Annotated in this window: 17 protein-coding genes and 1 riboswitch; of the genes, 8 read left to right on the top strand and 9 right to left on the bottom strand. The window is 73.2% G+C overall.

The features are described 5' to 3' along the window. Nucleotides 1-22 precede the first annotated feature (22 nt). The 5 genes from pknB to thiO form a co-directional block, all read right to left on the bottom strand. Nucleotides 23-1,930 carry a Stk1 family PASTA domain-containing Ser/Thr kinase gene (gene pknB, locus ACZ6CL_RS10065; RefSeq protein ID WP_468933567.1) on the bottom strand — a complete coding sequence of 636 codons (1,908 nt, stop codon included), beginning with the start codon at nucleotides 1,928-1,930 and terminating at the stop codon, nucleotides 23-25. An 87-nt stretch (nucleotides 1,931-2,017) separates the two neighbouring features. Then, nucleotides 2,018-2,488, bottom strand: a complete 471-nt coding sequence (locus ACZ6CL_RS10060; protein WP_468933564.1) for an SRPBCC domain-containing protein — start codon at nucleotides 2,486-2,488, stop codon at nucleotides 2,018-2,020. Nucleotides 2,489-2,552: 64 nt separating this feature from the next. Further along, nucleotides 2,553-3,398, bottom strand: a complete 846-nt coding sequence (locus tag ACZ6CL_RS10055; RefSeq protein ID WP_468933562.1) for a thiazole synthase — start codon at nucleotides 3,396-3,398, stop codon at nucleotides 2,553-2,555. Nucleotides 3,399-3,403: 5 nt separating this feature from the next. Next, a complete protein-coding gene (gene thiS / locus ACZ6CL_RS10050) occupies nucleotides 3,404-3,616 on the bottom strand; it encodes a sulfur carrier protein ThiS (protein ID WP_385447833.1) in 213 nt (70 codons plus the stop codon). Further along, the gene (thiO, locus tag ACZ6CL_RS10045) at nucleotides 3,613-4,941 is read right to left on the bottom strand and encodes a glycine oxidase ThiO (RefSeq protein ID WP_468933559.1); all 1,329 of its coding nucleotides are present in this window, start codon (nucleotides 4,939-4,941) and stop codon (nucleotides 3,613-3,615) included. The genes thiS and thiO overlap by 4 nt, the downstream gene beginning before the upstream one ends. Then, nucleotides 4,940-5,053, bottom strand: a riboswitch (TPP riboswitch). (Overlaps the previous gene by 2 nt.) Before the next feature lie 195 nt (nucleotides 5,054-5,248). Here thiO and ACZ6CL_RS10040 point away from each other — a divergent pair. The 5 genes from ACZ6CL_RS10040 to ACZ6CL_RS10020 all read left to right on the top strand — a co-directional run bounded on the left by ACZ6CL_RS10040 (nucleotide 5,249) and on the right by ACZ6CL_RS10020 (nucleotide 9,792). Then, nucleotides 5,249-6,481 carry an NAD(P)/FAD-dependent oxidoreductase gene (locus ACZ6CL_RS10040; protein WP_468935166.1) on the top strand — a complete coding sequence of 411 codons (1,233 nt, stop codon included), beginning with the start codon at nucleotides 5,249-5,251 and terminating at the stop codon, nucleotides 6,479-6,481. A 123-nt stretch (nucleotides 6,482-6,604) separates the two neighbouring features. Beyond that, nucleotides 6,605-6,970, top strand: coding sequence for an Rv2175c family DNA-binding protein (locus ACZ6CL_RS10035; RefSeq protein WP_468933557.1), 366 nt, complete (start codon nucleotides 6,605-6,607; stop codon nucleotides 6,968-6,970). A gap of 96 nt (nucleotides 6,971-7,066) precedes the next feature. After that, nucleotides 7,067-7,714 (top strand): thiamine phosphate synthase, encoded by a 648-nt coding sequence (thiE, locus tag ACZ6CL_RS10030; RefSeq protein ID WP_468933554.1) that lies wholly within the window; start codon nucleotides 7,067-7,069, stop codon nucleotides 7,712-7,714. A 121-nt stretch (nucleotides 7,715-7,835) separates the two neighbouring features. Further along, complete coding sequence (gene metF / locus ACZ6CL_RS10025; protein ID WP_468933551.1) at nucleotides 7,836-8,753, top strand: methylenetetrahydrofolate reductase [NAD(P)H]; 918 nt, start codon at nucleotides 7,836-7,838, stop codon at nucleotides 8,751-8,753. Between the two features lie 40 nt (nucleotides 8,754-8,793). Next, nucleotides 8,794-9,792 carry a hypothetical protein gene (locus ACZ6CL_RS10020; protein WP_468933549.1) on the top strand — a complete coding sequence of 333 codons (999 nt, stop codon included), beginning with the start codon at nucleotides 8,794-8,796 and terminating at the stop codon, nucleotides 9,790-9,792. Between the two features lie 46 nt (nucleotides 9,793-9,838). On the opposite strand, the gene ACZ6CL_RS10015 is transcribed toward ACZ6CL_RS10020, so the two are convergent. The 4 genes from ACZ6CL_RS10015 to ACZ6CL_RS10000 form a co-directional block, all read right to left on the bottom strand. Next, entirely contained in the window at nucleotides 9,839-11,428 is a 1,590-nt protein-coding gene (locus tag ACZ6CL_RS10015; RefSeq protein ID WP_468933547.1) for a phytoene desaturase family protein, read from the bottom strand. A gap of 418 nt (nucleotides 11,429-11,846) precedes the next feature. Further along, nucleotides 11,847-12,503, bottom strand: a complete 657-nt coding sequence (locus tag ACZ6CL_RS10010; protein WP_468933544.1) for a TetR/AcrR family transcriptional regulator — start codon at nucleotides 12,501-12,503, stop codon at nucleotides 11,847-11,849. A 35-nt stretch (nucleotides 12,504-12,538) separates the two neighbouring features. Next, nucleotides 12,539-14,623, bottom strand: coding sequence for a YhgE/Pip family protein (locus ACZ6CL_RS10005; protein WP_468933543.1), 2,085 nt, complete (start codon nucleotides 14,621-14,623; stop codon nucleotides 12,539-12,541). Beyond that, the gene (locus ACZ6CL_RS10000; protein ID WP_468933541.1) at nucleotides 14,595-15,365 is read right to left on the bottom strand and encodes an ATP-binding cassette domain-containing protein; all 771 of its coding nucleotides are present in this window, start codon (nucleotides 15,363-15,365) and stop codon (nucleotides 14,595-14,597) included. Before ACZ6CL_RS10000 ends, ACZ6CL_RS10005 begins: the two co-directional genes overlap by 29 nt. A gap of 220 nt (nucleotides 15,366-15,585) precedes the next feature. Between ACZ6CL_RS10000 and ACZ6CL_RS09995 the strand changes: the two genes are divergently transcribed. The 3 genes from ACZ6CL_RS09995 to ACZ6CL_RS09985 all read left to right on the top strand — a co-directional run bounded on the left by ACZ6CL_RS09995 (nucleotide 15,586) and on the right by ACZ6CL_RS09985 (nucleotide 17,673). Continuing rightward, nucleotides 15,586-16,119, top strand: a complete 534-nt coding sequence (locus tag ACZ6CL_RS09995) for an SAV_6107 family HEPN domain-containing protein (protein ID WP_468933539.1) — start codon at nucleotides 15,586-15,588, stop codon at nucleotides 16,117-16,119. A gap of 111 nt (nucleotides 16,120-16,230) precedes the next feature. Beyond that, entirely contained in the window at nucleotides 16,231-16,992 is a 762-nt protein-coding gene (locus ACZ6CL_RS09990; protein ID WP_468933537.1) for a methyltransferase, read from the top strand. A 285-nt stretch (nucleotides 16,993-17,277) separates the two neighbouring features. After that, nucleotides 17,278-17,673, top strand: coding sequence for a DUF3040 domain-containing protein (locus tag ACZ6CL_RS09985; RefSeq protein WP_468933535.1), 396 nt, complete (start codon nucleotides 17,278-17,280; stop codon nucleotides 17,671-17,673). Nucleotides 17,674-17,747: the final 74 nt, after the last annotated feature.

Here is a 17,747-nt window from a genome sequence, read left to right as displayed (position 1 = left end):
GGACGGGGGCTGGAAGAGGGGGCTAGAATACGCCGCCCTTTACCGTGATCGTGATCTCGCTTCCCTTCGGCGCCTTGTCGCCGCCCGACACCGACTGGTCCTTCACGGTGTCGCCCGGGAACAGCAGCGGCTTGTCGACCTTCACCGTGAAGCCCAGGTCTTCCAGCTCCTGCTTCGCGTCGTCGATGTTCTCGCCCTTGACGTCCGGGACCTCGATCATCTGCTGGCCCTTGGAGAGGGTGAGGGTCACCGTGTCGCCCTTGGCGCCGTCGGATCCCGCCTCCGGGGACTGGGCGGCGATCGTGCCCCGGTCCTCCTCGGAGAAGATCCGGCGCTCGGCGAACTTGACCTTGAAGCCCGCCTCGCGCAGTTCGGAGCGGGCGTCGGCCGGGTCGTCGCCGGTGAGGTCGGGGATTTCGATGCGCTCGCCCTTGCTGACCAGGATGTCGACGGCCGTGTCGGGGCGGCGGACGGAGTCCGGGCCGGGAGTGGTGGAGATGACCGTGTTCTGCGGGGTTTCGTTCCTGAAGGTGCTGGTCACGGTGCCCACCCTCAGCCCCGCGTCGGCGATCTTCTGCTTGGCCTCGGTGAGCGGACGGCCGACCACATTGGGCACCTCGGCCCGCGGCGGCCCCTGGGAGACGTGGATGGTGACGGTGCCGGTGGAGCGGATGCGTTCGCCGACGCCGGGCTTGGAGCTGATGACCCTGTTCTTGTCGACGACGTCGCTGTAATCCTGGACGACCTTCACCTCCAGACCGGCGCTCTCCAGCTTCTTCTCCGCGTCAGCGCGGTTCATCTTCAGCACGGACGGCACATTGGTGAACTGCCCGGCGCTGATGTACCAGACCCCGGCGCCGATGCCGAGCGCCAGCAGCACGGCGGCGACGATGGTCACCACTCCGCGCCGCGGCATACGGCGCCGCGGCTCCGGGGGGAGGTCCAGGCGGCTGGTGTGGTGCAGGTCGTCCTGGCCGGAGGCGGCGGCCCCGGCAGGGCGGGGGATCACCGTCGTACGGTCCTCGGAGCCGCCCCCGGGCGGCTCCTCGTGGGCCTGCGGCGGTACGGCGTCCAGCTGTACGTCGGTGAGCGCGGCCCGCGTCGTCCGCACCTGGCCGAGGAGGTCGACGGCGTCGGCGGGGCGCAGGGCGACATCGCGCGCGGTGGCGGAGGCGACCAGCGCGTCCAGCTCCGGCGCGACCTCGGGCGCGGCGGCGGACGGGGGCGGGACGTCCTCGTGCAGGTGCTGGTAGAGGACCTGCGCCGGGGTGGTGCCGCCGTGCGGCTTGGACCCGGTGAGCATTTCGTAGAGGACCACACCGCACGCGTAGACGTCGGCTCTGGTGTCGGCCGTACCGTGTTCGATCTGCTCGGGCGCGAGGTAGGAGACGGTGCCCAGGACGGACCCGGTCGAGGCGCTGGTGTTGGTGTCCACCGCCCTGACCAGGCCGAAGTCGGCGACCTTGACCCGGCCGTCGTCGCCGATCAGCACGTTCTCCGGCTTCATGTCGCGGTGGACGAAGCCCGCCCGGTGGGCGGCGCCGAGCGCGGCGAGCACCGGTTCCAGGATGTCCAGCGCGGCACGCGGCTGGAGGGCGCCGCGCTCGCGCAGGACGTCACGCAGGGTGCACCCGGCGACGTACTCCATGGCGAGGTAGACGTGCGCGCCGTCGGTGCCCTGGTCGTAGACGCCGACCACATTGGCGTGCGCGAGTCTGGCGACGGACTTGGCCTCGCGGATGAAGCGGTCCACGAAGGCGGTGTCCGAGGCGAGGCTCTGGTGCATCACCTTCAGGGCGAGTACGCGGTCGAGCCGGGTGTCGACGGCCCGGTAGACCGTCGCCATCCCGCCGACGGCGATGCGCGCCTCAACGCGGTATCGGCCGTCGAGCACCTGCCCGACCAGAGGGTCCTGGAGCGTCGTATCCACGAGAAGGCAGTCTACGAGCCGTCACGGCCGCGCCGGGCCGCCTCCCCATCTCCGGTGCTGACTGCGACACAACGGTGACCTGTGGCCTCAGTTGTGCGAGGCGGCGGCCAGCGCGGCCAGCTCCTCGCACGCGGAGGTCCAGGCCAGGGCGGCGGACTCGGCGTGCCGGGCCTTGGCGTCGTCCGGGAGGTCGAGCGCGCGGATACCGGTCTCGGTGAGGCGGAGGCGGGTGCCCGCGCCCTCCGGGGAGAGCGTGAACTCGACCACGGTGGCCTGGCCGGGACCGACCGGGGCGCGGTCGGGCGCGTGGGCCAGCCGGAAGCGGAACAGGGCGTCGGGCACCGCCTGCTCGACCCGGCCGTGGAACTCCCCGTGCTCGTCCCAGCGGAAGCGGACGGTGCCGCCGGGGCGCGGGTCGATCTCACAGCCGCCGGGGGCATACCAGGTACGGATGTGCTCCGGCGTGGTCAGCACCCGCCAGACGCGGTCGATGGGGGCGGAGACGTATGTCTCACGTTCGATCCGGTCGGCCACGGGCACGGCTGTCGGCTCCCTCACGGCGACCACCTCCGCATTCCACGGTAGGCCGCCCCGGACGGCCGCGTCGGCCGCTTCGGCCGCGTTACGCGAAGGCGGGCCGCTCCGGGTCGAGCGCGGCCAGCCCCTCGGCCGGGGACGACGCCTCGGCGAAGTGGCGGCGGGGGATACGGCCCGCCCGGTGCGCGAGCCGCCCCGCGGCCACCGCGTGCCGCATCGCCCCGGCCATCAGCACCGGCTCCTGGGCGCGGGTCACGGCCGAGGCCAGCATGACCGCGGCGCACCCCAGCTCCATGGCGAGCGCCGCGTCGGACGCCGTACCCGCGCCCGCGTCGAGGATCACCGGGACCTGGGCCCGCTCGGTGATCAGCTGGAAGTTGTGCGGGTTGCGGATGCCGAGGCCGGAGCCGATCGGCGAGCCCAGCGGCATGATCGCGGCACAGCCGACGTCCTCCAGCTTCCGGGCCAGCACCGGGTCGTCGTTGGTGTACGGCAGGACCGTGAAGCCGTCGTCCACCAGGGTCTCGGCGGCGTCCAGCGTCTCGATCGGGTCGGGGAGCAGGGTGCGCTCGTCGGCGATGACCTCCAGCTTCACCCAGTCGGTACCCAGCGCCTCGCGGGCGAGCCGGGCGGTCAGCACGGCCTCCCCGGCGGTGAAGCAGCCCGCGGTGTTGGGCAGCGGGCGGATGCCGTGCCGGTTCAGTACGGACAGCACCGAGCCCTGCACCGCGGGGTCCAGGCGGCGCATCGCGACCGTGGTCAGCTCGGTGCCGGAGGCGATCAGCGACCGCTCCATGATGTCCAGGCTGGGCGCGCCGCCGGTGCCCATGATCAGGCGGGAGCCGAAGGACGTACCGGCGATGGTGAGCGGATCGGCGTCGGTGAGGACCTGATCCAGCGTCGTGGGGTGCGACGTTATGGGGTGAGACATGAGGGTCAGCCTCCTTGGACCGCGGTGAGGACCTCGACGCGATCGCCGTCGCCGAGCGGGGTCGCGGGCCACTGGCCGCGCGGGACGACCGTCTCGTTGACGGCCGCGGCGACGCCCGAGGGCGCCTGGGTGAGGGTCGCGACGACCCCGTCGAGGGTGGTCCCGCCGGGCAGTTCGCGGGGCTCGCCGTTCACGGTGACGCTCAGGGTGACGGTCATGCGGTGTGCTCCTGTACTGCTGCTGCCTGTGCTGCCGCTGCCTGTGCTGCCGCTGTCTGTGCGGCTGCTGTCTGTCCTGCCGCCGTCTGCGCTGCCGCTGGGGGATTCGCGGTGGCCGCGAAGCGCCGCGGGGAGAACGGCCGCGCCTCGGGCGGGAGTTCGCCGCTGGTCAGCGCCTCGGCCATGGCGTCGCCGGTGATCGGGGTCAGCAGGACGCCGTTGCGGTAGTGGCCGGTGGCCAGCTGGAGGCCCGGCAGCTCGGTCGGGCCGAGCAGCGGGGCGTTGTCGGGGGAGCCGGGGCGCAGCCCGGCGAGGGTCTCGACGAGCGGCAGTTCGGTGATGCCGGGCACCAGCTCGTGCGCGTCGCGCAGCAGCTCGTACACCCCGCCCGCGGTGACCGTGGTGTCCCAGCCCAGCTCCTCGCTGGTCGCGCCGACGACCAGCTCGCCGTTCTCGCGCGGCACGAGGTAGACGTGGCCGCCGCGCACCACGGCCCGCACGGTCCGGGACAGGAAGGGCGCGTACGGGCCGGGCACCGACAGCCGCAGCACCTGGCCCTTGACGGGGCGTACGGGCGGCAGGACCTCCTCGGGGACGCCCGGGAACCGCCCGCTGAGGCTGCCCGCGGCCAGCACGGTCTGCCCGGCGGTCAGCCGGGTGCGCGCGTCGTCGGCCAGCTCGGCGCCGGTGGCCCGGCCGCCGTCGCCGTCCAGCAGCAGCCGCTCGGCGCGGACGCGGTGGAGGGCCACTCCGGCGCGCTCGCACGCCGCCAGCAGCGCGGCCGCCAGCCGCCGCGGGTCGACCTGGTGGTCGCCGTCGACGCGCAGGCCCCCGCGCACGCCCGGCGCGAGCATTGGCTCCAGGCGCCTGCATTCGCGCCCCGTCAACCACTGTGAGTCCAGACCGAGCCGCTGCTGGAAGGCGTGCAGCTCGCGCAGATGGGCGCGGTCGTCCGCGTCGAGCGCGACCGAGAGGGTGCCGCAGGTGCGGAAGGCCAGGTCATGGCCGCTCGCCTCTTCCAGCTCCGCCACGAAGGACGGATAGCGGCGCGCCGAGGCCAGATTCAACCCGAGCAGGGTCTGCTCGCCGTAGTGCAGCTCGGTGACGGCCGCCAGCATCCCGGCCGCGACCTGGGCGGCCCCGCCGCCGGGGGCCGGGTCGGCGACGGCGGTGCGCAGGCCCCGCTGGGCCGCCCGCCAGGCCGTGACCAGGCCGATGATGCCGCCGCCGATGACCAGGACGTCGTACGGTGCGGCGCTGCCCTGGGGCACGTGGGGTGCGTGGGCTGCTTGGTGTGCTCGAGGTGTGTGGTGTGGGGTGTGCATGGGCTGGTCGCCCCCTCCCTTCGCCGGCATGACCCGGATCAGGTTCGTACGGTCGGAGGCCGTGCCAGCCTCCCTCTCAGCCCGGTGCGCCCAGGCTCCCGCGAGTGCTCTGTCCGGCCACCCTAGTACGCGCCCCGAATCGGCCGGAAGGGAGCGTCCCGGGCGGGACCGGGCAGCAGGCCCCGCGCACCCGACACGACGGGGCGTCCGGCCCGCCGGGCTGTGCCCGAGATCTCGTCGTGCGCTCTCCGGTCCGCCCCACCTGCCGCAATACAGTGATCGTGTGAGCGATGAGACGACGAAGACGATGGCGTCCTCGGCGGGTGGCGGCGGACAGCGGGTGGTGATCGTCGGCGCGGGCATGGCGGGGGTGCAGACCGCCGTCGCGCTGCGTGAGCAGGGCTGGAGCGGGGAGATCCTGCTGCTGGGCGCCGAGCCCCACCAGCCGTACGACCGGCCGCCGCTGTCCAAGGCCGTACTGCTCGGCAAGGCCGAAGGGTCCGCGTTCGACGTGGACTTCGCCGCGCTCGGCATCGGGCTGCGGCTCGGCGTCGCCGTGACCGGGCTGGACACGGCCGGGCGGACGGTCACGACCGGGTCAGGACCGATCCCGTACGACGTCCTGGTGATCGCCACCGGCGCCGAGCCGATCGCCCTGCCCGGCAGCGAGGACGTGCCCGGTGTCCACCTCCTGCGCACCCTGGACGACGCCGAACGGCTGCGCCCGGTGCTCGCCCGGCAGGAGGAGATCGTGGTGGTCGGGGCGGGCTGGATCGGCGCGGAGTTCGCGACCGCGGCCCGCGAGGCGGGCTGCGCGGTGACGGTCGTCGAGGCCGCGGACCGGCCGCTGGTGGGCGCCCTCCCGGCGGAGGTCGCCGCCCATATGACCGGCTGGTACGCGGACTACGGCGCCACTCTGGTCACCGGCGCCCGGGTGACCGCGCTCGACCGGACCGGGCTGCAGCTCGGCGACGGCACCCGGCTGCGGGCCGGTGCGGTGGTCATCGGCATCGGCGCCCGGCCCGCGACCGGCTGGCTGGCCGGTTCGGACATCGAACTCGCCGAGGACCGGTCGGTCGTCGCCGACGAGGGGCTGCGCACGTCGGCGCCCGATGTGTACGCGGTCGGCGACTGCGCGTCCTTCCCCTCCGCCCGCTACGGGACCCGGCTGCTGGTGCACCACTGGGACAACGCGCTCCAGGGGCCGCGGACGGTCGCCGCCAATGTGGTCGGCAGCCGCACCGCGCACTTCCCCGGCCAGGTCTACGACCCGGTGCCGTACTTCTGGTCCGAGCAGTTCGGGCGGTTCGTGCAGTACGCGGGACACCACTCGGACGCCGACGAGCTGGTCTGGCGGGGCGATCCGGACGGCACAGCCTGGTCGGTGTGCTGGCTGCGGGACGGGGCGCTGGTCGCCCTGCTGGCGGTCGGCCGTCCGCGCGATCTGGCCCAGGGCCGCAAGCTGATCGAACGCGGCGCCCGGCTGGACCGCACCCGGGCCACGGATCCTTCCGTTCCGCTGAAGTCGGCCGTTCTGTGACGTCCGGACCTCCTCGGTGAGCAGGGGTTCGGGGCCCGGCCGGACCGGCGGCCCCGCATCCGGAGGCCCGCGCGGCGGACGCCCGGCTACCCACTGTCAGTCCCAGATGGCAGGCTTGTTCCTGTGACCGAGATTGACGCAAAGATCGATGCTCTCGTCCCCGCCTGGCTCACTCTCCCCGACGTCGCCGACCGGATCGGCGTCGAGGTGACACGCGTGAGGCAGCTGGTCAAGGAGGGCCAGCTGATCGCGGTGCGCCGTGGCGAGAACCGGGTGCTGCAGGTGCCCGAGGACTTCATCGGTGACGGAAAGGTCGTCAAGGGCCTCGTGGGCACCTTGACACTGCTCAAGGACGACGGCTTCAGTGACGAGGAGATGCTGGAGTGGCTCTTCACCCCTGACCCGAGCCTGCCGGGCACCCCGGCCCAGGCGCTGCGCGAGAATCGCGGCACGGAAGTGAAGCGGCGCGCGCAGGCGCTCGCCGTCTGACGCCGTCCGCCGTTTTCCGAACCACCACCAGGCGTACGGGCCGGGCAGACCGCTGCCCCGGCCCGTACGCCGCACGACCCGGGGGGAAAGCCACCCATGACCGCACGCGAGCAGCTGGCCGACGCCCGCCTCTACCTGTGCACCGACGCGCGCAAGCGCCAGGGCGACCTGCCGGAGTTCCTGGACGCCGTGCTGGCCGCCGGGGTGGACATCGTCCAGCTGCGGGAGAAGGGCATGGAGGCCGCCGAGGAGCTGGACCACCTCGCCGTCTTCGCCGACGCCTGCCGCCGCCACGGAAAGCTGCTCGCCGTCAACGACCGCGCGGACGTCGCCCATGCCAGCGGCGCCGACGTGCTCCACCTGGGCCAGGGCGACCTGCCGGTCCCGGCGGCGCGCGCCATCCTCGGCGACGGCCCGCTGATCGGGCGCTCCACCCACGCCGAGGCCGAGGTGGACGCGGCCCTCGCCGAGCCCGGCGTGGACTACTTCTGCACCGGCCCCTGCTGGCCCACCCCCACCAAGCCGGGCCGCCATGCCCCCGGCCTCTCCCTGGTCCGGCACGCCGCCGCCCGGCGCCCGGCCCGGCCCTGGTTCGCGATCGGCGGCATCGACGCGTCGAACCTGGACCAGGTCCTGGAGGCGGGCGCGCGCCGGGTTGTCGTGGTGCGGGCCATCACCGAGGCCACGGATCCGGCGGCGGCCACGGAAGCGCTGGCGAAGCGTGTGCGAGCGGCAGATGTCTAGCAGGTGTCGGAGTTGAGCCCGGCTCGATCTTTCCGTCCGCATTGCGGACAGGAGCCCGGCAAAACCCCCATAACCACGTTGCCGGGTGGGCGCCGACCACCCGGCTGGCTAACCTTCCCGTATGGCCCTAGGTACCGCTTCCACCAGGACTGATCGAGCCCTTACCGTGCGTGACCTGCTCGCGTCGGGTGAGCAATCGTATTCCTTCGAGTTCTTCGCCCCCAAAACGGACAGGGGGCAGCACACGCTGTGGAACGCCATCCGCCGGCTGGAGGCTGTCTCACCGACCTTCGTCTCCGTGACGTACGGCGCGGGTGGCTCCTCCCGTGAGGGCACCGTCCGCGCCACCGAGCAGATCGCGACCGACACCACCCTGACCCCCGTCGCGCACCTGACCGCGGTCAACCACTCCCTCGCCGAGCTGCGCAACATCATCGGCCAGTACGCCGGTGCCGGGATCCGGAACATGCTCGCCCTGCGCGGCGACCCGCCCGGGGACCCGATGGCGGACTGGGTCAAGCACCCCGACGGCATCACCTACGCCGCCGAGCTGGTCCGCCTGATCAAGGAGTCCGGGGACTTCTGCGTCGGCGTCGCCGCATTCCCCGAAATGCACCCGCGCTCGACGGACTGGGACACCGACATCCGTCACTTCGTCGACAAGTGCCGCGCGGGCGCCGACTTCGCGATCACCCAGATGTTCTTCTATCCGGAGGACTATCTGCGGCTGCGCGACCGGGTCGCGGCCTCGGGCTGTACGACACCGATCATCCCTGAGATCATGCCGGTCACGAACGTCAGGCAGATCGAGCGGTTCGCGCAGCTCAGCAACGCCGCCTTCCCGCCGGAGCTGGCCGAACGCATCCTGGCGGTGAAGGACGACGCGGCGGCTGTACGCTCGATCGGGATCGACTACGCGACAGAGCTGTGCGCGCGGTTGATGGCCGAGGAGATCCCCGGGCTTCACTTCATTACCCTGAACCACTCCACGGCGACGCTGGAAATCTACAAGAATCTGGGACTGCACCAGCGGTCCTGATGACGGCGGCCGAGGGGCAGCCGCACTGAGAGGGGCGGGCATGGGCTGGACGGTCCTCTACATCGCTTTCGGCGTCGTGGCGCTGTGGCTGTTGGGAGAGGTACTGCTGCAGTACAAGGCGCGGCTGCGCTGGCGGCTGCTGGCCTTCGTCGGCTTTCTGGGCGTGGTCGTCGGGGTGCTGATCCCGGCGGTGGTGGTGATCGCGATCGGCGCGATCGCCTTCGCGGTCGGCCAGACGTACGTCACCCTCTCCTTCCGCCAGGGCTTCGAGAAGGGCTGGGCCCTGGAAGGCCTCCCCGGGCTGCCGGGGCTGGGCCGCGGACGCGAGCGCGACCCGCTGCCGGCCGGTCCGGAGCCCGAACCGGCCCTCCAGATCTCCGATGTCGAGGACGTCCGGGTCGAGCGGCCCGAGCCGCCCACCTACCGGCCGGAGCCGATGCCGGACGACACCAGCGAGTACGGCGTCTACGAGGAGCCGTCCCCGTTCACCCCTGCCTCCGGCGGTTACGTGGACCCGAACGCGGGCTACAGCGCGTACGAGACGTACGCCGGTTACGGCACGCAGGACGGTCAGGGCGCCCCCGGATACCAGGACCAGGGCTACGGCGACGTGGGCTACGGCCAGGGCCAGGACGTGTACGCGGACGCCGCGCAGTACGGCTACCAGGACCAGCAGGCGTACGCCGCCTACGGCCAGGACCCGTACGCCGGGGCCTACGACCAGCAGGCCTACGCCCAGCAGCAGCCCTACGGGCAGCAGCAGTACGCCGACCCGTACGCGGGCTACCAGCAGGACCCGTACGCCGCCGGGGCGTTCGGCGGCGGCGACCACTACGCGGCGGACGCCTCGTACGGCTCGCCGCAGAGTTACGCCCCGGGCGCCGACGCGATGGAGCCGGGCGGGCCCTGGGTCCCGCAGCAGCGCGAGGGCGACCTTCCGCCCGGACAGCCCGGTCAGCCCGGGCAGCAGGACCAGCCCCCGTACCCCCACGACCAGCAGGGATTCCAGCAGGGGTACGACGAGCAGTACCGCTTCTGACGCGCTCCGGCGCGCTCCGTCCGATGAGGGCCGGGACCGGCGCGGCTTATTGCGAGCCGCGCCAGTCCTGGCCCTCGACGATGAGGCCCGCCACCAGCGCGCCCGACATTCCGGCGTGGGCCAGCCCGCCGCCCGGGTGGGACCAGCCGCCCGCCAGGTAGAGGCCCGGGAGCCGGGTGAGGTTGGCGGGGCGCAGATACCGGCCCTCGGCACCGGCCAGCGCCGGGCCCGGCACGCCGCCGCCCGCGACCCCGGTGTCCGCGGCGGTGTCGCGGGGGGTGCGCACCTCGTGCCACAGGATCCGGTCCCGCAGCCCCGGTATGGCCGCTTCGGCGGCCGTGATCAGCCGGTCCGCGCCCTCCTCGGCGGCCTTCCCTTCGGTCCAGTCGACCGGTCCGTGCGGGGCGACGACCGCGCTGAGGGTGACGGCCTCGTGGTCGTCGTCGGGCCGGGTCGCGGGGTCGTCCGGGCGCAGGACGGTCACCGTGGGGCGGGCGTGGGGCGGGCGCGGGCCGCCGTCGCTCTCGCCTTCGCCCTTGCCCGCCGCGCCGAAGACGGCGGCCAGCTCCGCGTCGCGGTCCGGGGTGTGCACGACGGTCCGGTGCACCGCGCCCTCCGGGCGGCCGCCGCGCAGCGCCAGGAAGGCCGTGAGGCGGCCGGGGGGACCGCTGCCGGGCCCCGGCCCGGGTGTGACGTCCTCGTCCGCCCGCCATGGCTCCTGGCCGCCGAGCAGGGCGGGCAGCAGGGCCGGGTCGATGCCCGCGACCACCGCGTCCGCCTCGGCGACCGTGCCGTCGGCCAGCTCGACGCCCGCCGCCCGGCCGTCCTTCTCGACGATGCCGGTGACCTCCGCCTCGAAGCGGAATTCCACTTTCCGCCGGCCGCAGCGCTCGTACAGCGCGTCGGCGAGCGCCCGCATTCCGCCGCCGACGTACCAGGTGCCGAAGGTCTGCTCCAGATAGGGCAGCACGGTGGCGCTCGCGGGGGCGGCGCGCGGGTCCAGCCCGTGCGCGAGGGCATGGCCCTCCAGCAGGGCGGCGGCCCGCGCGTCGCCCAGCTCGCGGCGCGCCACCTCGGCCAGCGTGGGGACCTGCGGGCGGCCGCCGCCACGCCCGAAGAGCCCGCCGAACCAGCCGCGCCGCTCGGGGGTCGCGGCCGGATACGGATCGCCCCCCAGCACCCGCCAGTCGGTGCGCAGCGGTTCCTCCAGCAGCGGTCGGCGGGTGGCGTCCCACACCTCGCGCGCCCGGTTGACCAGATCGCTCCAGCGCTCGCCCGCGCCCGCGCCGAAGGCGCCGTCCAGCGCCTGGAGCACCCCGGCGCGTGACGCGTTGGGCAGCAGGACCTCCGTACCGTCGGCGAAGAGGTGCCGAGCCGCCGGGTCGACCTGGGTGAGCCGGACCGTCTGCTCCAGGCTTTCCTTGCCGGTCTTCACGAACAGGTCCCGGTAGACGGCGGGCAGCCGCAGCAGCCCCGGACCCGTGTCGAAGCGGAATCCGCCCCGCTCGAACAGCCCGACCCCGCCGCCGTGGGTCGGCCCGCGCTCGTACACCACCACCCGGTGGCCCGCGACGGCCAGCCGGGCGGCAGCCGCCATGGCGCCCATCCCAGCGCCGATCACCGCAATCCGTGCCATGCCAGTGACTTTATCCGGCCCCACCGACAGCCCCGCGGTCGTCCCCAGACGAACCCTGGGCCCGCGCGCGCTGACTGAGTACCCGTACCTAGTCGGCGAGATGAGTAGGCGCGCGGATGGGCGGCCGCCCCCGCGAACGAGAGAGTGGAGCACACGGAAGGACGCGGACCGGACCGCCGACACGGGGCGGCGGAACGGCACGGTGGCCTTCCGGACGGGGGAGCCGCCGGGGAATACGCCCCGGGGGCTCTCACGGGGGAAGAACGGGGGAAGTACGGGGGAAACGGGGGAGTACGGGGGGAGGCGCTGTTCCGCGGCGGGTCGATGGGGGTCGAACCGCTCCGGAACAGCGCCTTCTGTTTTCGTGCGGGCGACCGCCCCAGCCCCAGCCCCAGCGGCAGCGGCCGCGGGGGCGGCGTCAGCCCGGAGCCGGAGCCCCCTTGGTCAGCGCTCCGGCCCCCTTGGCCAGGGCTCCGCCCACGCGGCCCTGCAGCAGCCGGGACAGGGCGGCGTGGACGTCGTCCAGCGACCGCTCGGGCTGGTAGGACTGCCAGTCGAGCGCGGCCACCAGCACCATCCCGAACAGCGCCGATGCGGTCAGCGGGATGTCGATGTCGTCGCTCAGCTCCCGCGCCGCGACCCCCGCCCGCAGCTCGGTCTCGATCACCGTTATGGCCTGCTGCCTGACCATCATCAGGGTCGACTGCCAGGCCCGGTTGGTGCGCCACAGCTCGGCCACGTACAGCTGGGTCAGCGCCGGATAGCGGGAGATGAAGTCCAGTCCGGCCCGGACCATGGCGTCCAGCGCGTCCACATGGCTGCCGCCGCGCTCGGCGTTCTCGTCGGCGGCGCTCTGGAGCGAGGCGGTCAGCAGCTCGACGCCGTGCCGCAGCAGCTCCTCGAAGAGCACGGTCTTCGACGCGAAGTTGTAGTAGACCGTGCCCTTGGCCACCCCGGCTCGCTCGGCGATCTCGTCCACGGTGGTGGAGGAGAAGCCCTGTTCGGCGATGAGGGTGACCGCTGCCTCGAAGAGTTTCTGCCGGGTGCCCTGGCGGCGCGTGCTGCTGCTGTCCATGGAGCCGATTCTGCCCGCTGGCCGAGTGGTCCCGCTCACAGGGACAGCTCGGGGTGCAGCCGGTCGACCGACCACACCTGCCTGCGCCGCGCCGACCACGCGGTGAGCGCGAGCGCGGCCGCGCCGAAGCCGAGCAGTACGCCGCAGCCGACCCACACCGGGCCGAGTCCGCCGCCCGTGATGAGCCGCCGCAGCCCGTCGACGACGTAGCTCATCGGCAGGAAGGGATGGATGGCCCCGAAGAAACCGGGGCTCGTCTGCACCGGATAGGTGCCGCCCGCCGAGGTCAGCTGGAGCATCAGCAGCGCCAGGACGAGGATCCGCCCGGCCGGTCCGAAGCGCGCGTTCAGCCACTGCACGATCGCCGCGAAACAGGCGGCCACCAGCACCAGGAAGCCGACCGTGCCCGCGGCCCGCACCATCTCCAGCCCCACCGCCCAGTGCAGCACGGCCATCAGGGCCACCGTCTGCAGCGCGCCGATCGCGGCGACCGGCAGCCATCCGGCGACCGCGACGCGCCAGGAGGAGGCGCCCGCGGCGACGGCCCGGGCGTTGAGCGGCGGGATGAGCATGTAGGCCACCATCGCGCCGACCCACAGGGACAGCGGGATGAAGTACGGGGCGAAACCGGTGCCGTAGTTGGGTGCCTTGTGCAGCGCCTGGTTGACGAGCTGGACGGGGTCCGCCATCACCCCGGTGCGGGCGTCCCGGTCGTGCTTGTCGTAGGCGGGGATCTTCGCGGCGCCGTCGTGCAGCCCGCCGGAGAGCGTGCCGGAGCCGTCGGCCAGCTTGACCAGGCCGCCCTTCAGGGAGGTCGACCCGGTGCGCAGCTTCCCGACCCCGCTGTCCAGGGTGGACGCCGCGGAACCGGCCGTGGTCAGCCCGCTGTGCAGCTTGCCCGCGCCCTTGGCGACCTTGTGCGCCCCGGAGTTGAGGGCGTTCACCTTCTTGACCGCGGAGTCGAGATCGGTGCCCAGGTGGGGCGCGCGGTCGGCGAGCAGTCGCGCCTTGTCGTGCAGATCGGTCAAGTCGGCCGCGAGGGTGTCGAGTTGCCCGGTGTTGTCCCGCACGAGCTTGTTGACGTCCTCGGCCACGTCGGCGGCGCGGTCGGCCGCACCTACCGCCTTCTTCAGCGCCGGGCAGTCGGGGGTGGTGGTCACCGGCCCCTCGCAGCGGGTCCGGTAGTCGGCGGCCAGCTCGTCGGACGCCTCACGGGCGTCCGCGGCGGCGGTGGAGGCATCGTCGGGGAGGTCGTCCAGGTTGTCGGACGCCCGCTGGGAGGCGTCCGCGACCAGCCGGGCGACGTCGCCGATCTCCTTGCCGTGCTTCTTGAGGAACGGACCGGCCTTCTCCGATACGCCGTTCACCGTGTCGGCCAGGGTCTGGGTGCCGTCGGCGACACCGCCCGCGCCCGTCTGCAGCGTCCCGGCGCCCTTGTTGAGCTTGATCAGTCCGGACTTCAGGCCGTGGGTGCCCTTCTTCGCCGTGCCCAGGCCCTTGGCGAGGTCACCCGCGGCCGTCCTGGCCTTGCCGATGCCGCGTCCGAGGTCGTCGGCGCCCTTGGCGGCCTTCTCGGTCCGGCCGTGGATGTCGGCGAAGGACACGAAGATGTTGTCGTAGAAGCCCCGGGACGCCTTGGTGGAGGCCGCCGCGCGCACCTCGGAGAAGACGCTGCGGGAGATCTGGCCGACGATGTAGTTGTTGGCGTCGTTGGTGCGCACCCTGAGGGCGCCCGTCTCCGGGCTCTTGCCGGAGCTGGAGGCGATCCGCTCGCTGAAGTCCTCGGGCACGGTCAGCGACAGGTAGTACGTGCCGTTCTCGACGCCCTCGCGCGCCTCGGCGGCGCTGGTGCGGTGCCAGTCGAAGGTCTTGCTGTCGAGCAGCTTCTCGGTGAGGTCGTCGCCCGCGGTGAGGTGCTTGCCCTTCGCGGTGGCGCCGTCGTCGGAGTTGACGAGCGCCACCGGGATCTTGTCGAGCTTGCCGTACGGATCCCAGAAGGACCACAGGTAGAGCGCGCCGTACAGCAGGGGCAGCAGGAGCAGGGCGGCGAGCGCCGCCCGGGGCAGCTTCCCCCTGCCGAACCGCTTCAGCTCAAGCGCGGCCAGTTTCGGCGAGCGCATCCGCCGCCCCCTCCTCGTCGTCCGTGTTTCCGGCGGTGGACACCAGCACGGCGTCCTCCGGGGCCTGGCTGCACACCGCGAGGACCGTGGTGCCGTCCTCCGCGATCCCCCGCAGCAGCGCCCAGGCCCGCTCGCGCTCGGCGTCCGAGAGCTTCAGGTCGGTGTCGTCCACGGCCAGCAGCCGCGGCCGGGAGATCAGTGCGAGCGCCACCGACAGCCGCAGCGCCTCCAGCCGCTCCAGGTCCCGTACGGCCGTACGGGGTCCCTTGGGCAGCGCCTCAAGGCCCAGCCCCGCCGCCGTGAGGGCCGCCTCGATGGCGGCCCGGGAGGCGGCGGCGCGCTCCCGGCGCGGCCGCAGCAGCCCGCGCGGCGAGTCCCCGAACCGGCGCTGCAGCAGGGCCCGCTCGCGCAGATGCTCGGTGACCGTCAGCGCCGGTTCGAGTTCGCTGACGCCGGGCACATGGGCGAGCGCGCTGATCCGGCGTATCCGGCGCATCTCCTGGGGTACCCGGAAGCCGCCGACGGCGGCCTCCCCGGCGGTGGGGCGCATCCGGCCGGTGAGCGTGAGCAGCAGACAGGTGCGGCCGGAGCCCGAGGGGCCCTCGACCGCGATCAGCGCCCCGGGGTCCGCGGCGACGCCGACGTCGCGATACGCCCAGCCGTGTGAGCCCTTGACGCCGAGTCCGCGGGCCGTCACCGCCGCTCCGGCGACCCCGTCCGGGGTGCCCGTCACGAGAACCACTCCCTGTGTGCGTGAGCTGTGTGAATCATCAACTTTTTGAACTGACTAGTCAGTTCAATTGAGTATGAGGGATCAGGGGTCGGGCACTCGTGTCGGGGGTAGTGCGAGAAGAGAAAGGCGCAGGTCAGGGCTGATTGTCAGTGGGGTGTCTCACGATGGGCACATACGGCGGTCGCTCTGTCGCACGACCCGGCCGCCACGCGACGACAGGAGGTTCGTCATGGCCAGTACCGCCGCGGAGCGCCGGCACCGTGCCGCCGCCCCTGCTCCTGCCCCTTCGCCCATTGGCCCCGCGAGCGACGTCCACCCCGTTCTCCGCCGCTCCGCCGCACCGCCCGCCGCACTCGACCTGCTCTCCCAGGCCCACCAGGGGCTGGAGGAGGCCGCCGGGCTGGAGACCGCCAATGAACGGTTCGCCACCGCGCATCTGGCCGCCCTGCGCGCGGCGGCCGCCGTGCTCGCCGTGCGGGGCCGCCCCGAGACCTCGGCCCGGCGCCGCGCCCGCATCCGCAGCACCTGGGAGGTGCTCCCGGAGATCGCCCCCGAACTGGCCGAGTGGAGCACCCTGTTCGCCTCCGGCGCCGAGCGCCGGGCCCGCGCCGAGGCGGGTATACGGGGCGCGGCCACCTGCCGTGACGCGGACGACCTGCTGCGCGCCGCCGCCATGTTCCTGCGGCTGGTCGAGCGGATGCTGGTCCTCCAGCCCACGCTGCCCCGGCAGACCCCGTCGGCGGACGGGGAGCCGGGTCGCTGAAGCCACCACCGGGCTGGCCCGGGCGGCGGAGGCAATAGGCTGGGACCGACGTCAGTAACCCGCCGTCGCCGCCCCCGGCGGTGACGGCACCGCGCCGAGGAGCCACCCGCCGTGTCAGACCCGCAGCGCCCCCGTGCGTCCCTCCGTACCGCCGTGGTCTGGGAGGTCCTGAAAGACGCCCTGGAGCGGCGTGCCAAGGCCGTGGGCGGGGCGCGCGGGGCGCTCGACGTACTGGACACCGGGGGCGGCAGCGGCAACTTCGCCGTGCCGGTCGCCCAGCTGGGCCACCGCGTGACGGTCGTCGACCCCAGCCCCAACGCCCTGTTCGCGCTGGAGCGGCGGGCCGCCGAGGCCGGGGTCGCCGACCGGGTGCGCGGCGTCCAGGGCGATGCCCACGGCCTGTTCGACGTGGTCGAGCGCGGTGGCTACGACGTGGTCCTGTGCCATGGCGTGCTGGAGTACGTGGACGACCCCGCCGAGGGCCTGCGGAACGCGGCCGACGCGCTGCGCCCGGCCGGAACCCTCAGCGTGCTCGCCGCGGGGCTGGGCGGCGCCGTGCTCGCCCGCGCCCTGGCCGGACACTTCACCGAGGCTCGGCAAGCGCTTACCGGGCCGGATGGCCGCTGGGGCGAGGGCGACCCCGTACCGCGCCGCTTCACCGCCGACCAGCTGTCCGGGCTGGTGGCCGCGGCCGGGCTGGAGATCGCCGCGGTGCACGGCGTACGGGTCTTCGCCGACCTGGTGCCCGGCGTGCTGGTCGACACCGAGCCGGGCGCCCTCGACGCGCTGCTGCGGCTGGAGGAGGCCGCCGCCGAGCTGCCCGCGTTCCACTCGGTCGCCACCCAGCTGCACGTCCTCGCCGAGCGCGACTGACGGTCCCGTCGTTCGCACGCTTTCCCGCTCCGTTCCGTGACGGATGGCGCAGGTGGAGTAGGCCACAGGGCGCCCGCTGGGCCGTCCGGCCCCGTATGATCGGGGTACACCGTCCGGCATGGCGAATCGGCGGGAGGGGAATGGACGTCTCAGCGTCAACTTTCGTCACACCCGTAACGGTGGGCGAATTGGCGTTGAGGGGCGGGTTTCACGGGGGCGATTCCCTGCCTATCCTGAAAGGGTCGCACCCGGTCGCCCCCCGCGACCGACGAGTAGGAGGACTCCGTGCCGCTCTCGGAGCACGAGCAGCGCATGCTCGAGCAAATGGAGCGAGCGTTGTACGCCGAAGATCCCAAGTTCGCGACAACGCTTGAGGGAAGCGGCCTGCGCACGTACACCCGGCGACGGGTCTACCAGGCGGTCGCGGGATTTCTGGTCGGCATCGCGCTCCTCATGGTCGGAGTGATCGTTCCGCAGATCTGGATCAGCGTGGTGGGCTTCCTCATCATGCTGGGATGTGCGGTGCTCGCCGTGACGGGCTGGCGCAAGGCGCCCAAACCAGGTGAGGCACAGCGGACCGGTGGGGCCGGACCTCCCCGCCGCCAGGGCCGCCAGCGCCGCTCCATGATGGACCGCATCGAAGAGCGGTGGCAGCGCCGCCGCGACGAGCAGGGCCACTGATACCGGGGGATACCACCGGCTGAGAACGCACGGCTGAGGGGCGGTCGCCACGAGCGACCGCCCCTCAGCCATAT

The organism is Streptomyces sp. NPDC041200, assembly GCF_055591805.1.
Note: the sequence above shows the minus strand (reverse complement) of the source record. Positions and strands in the feature narration are given on the sequence as shown.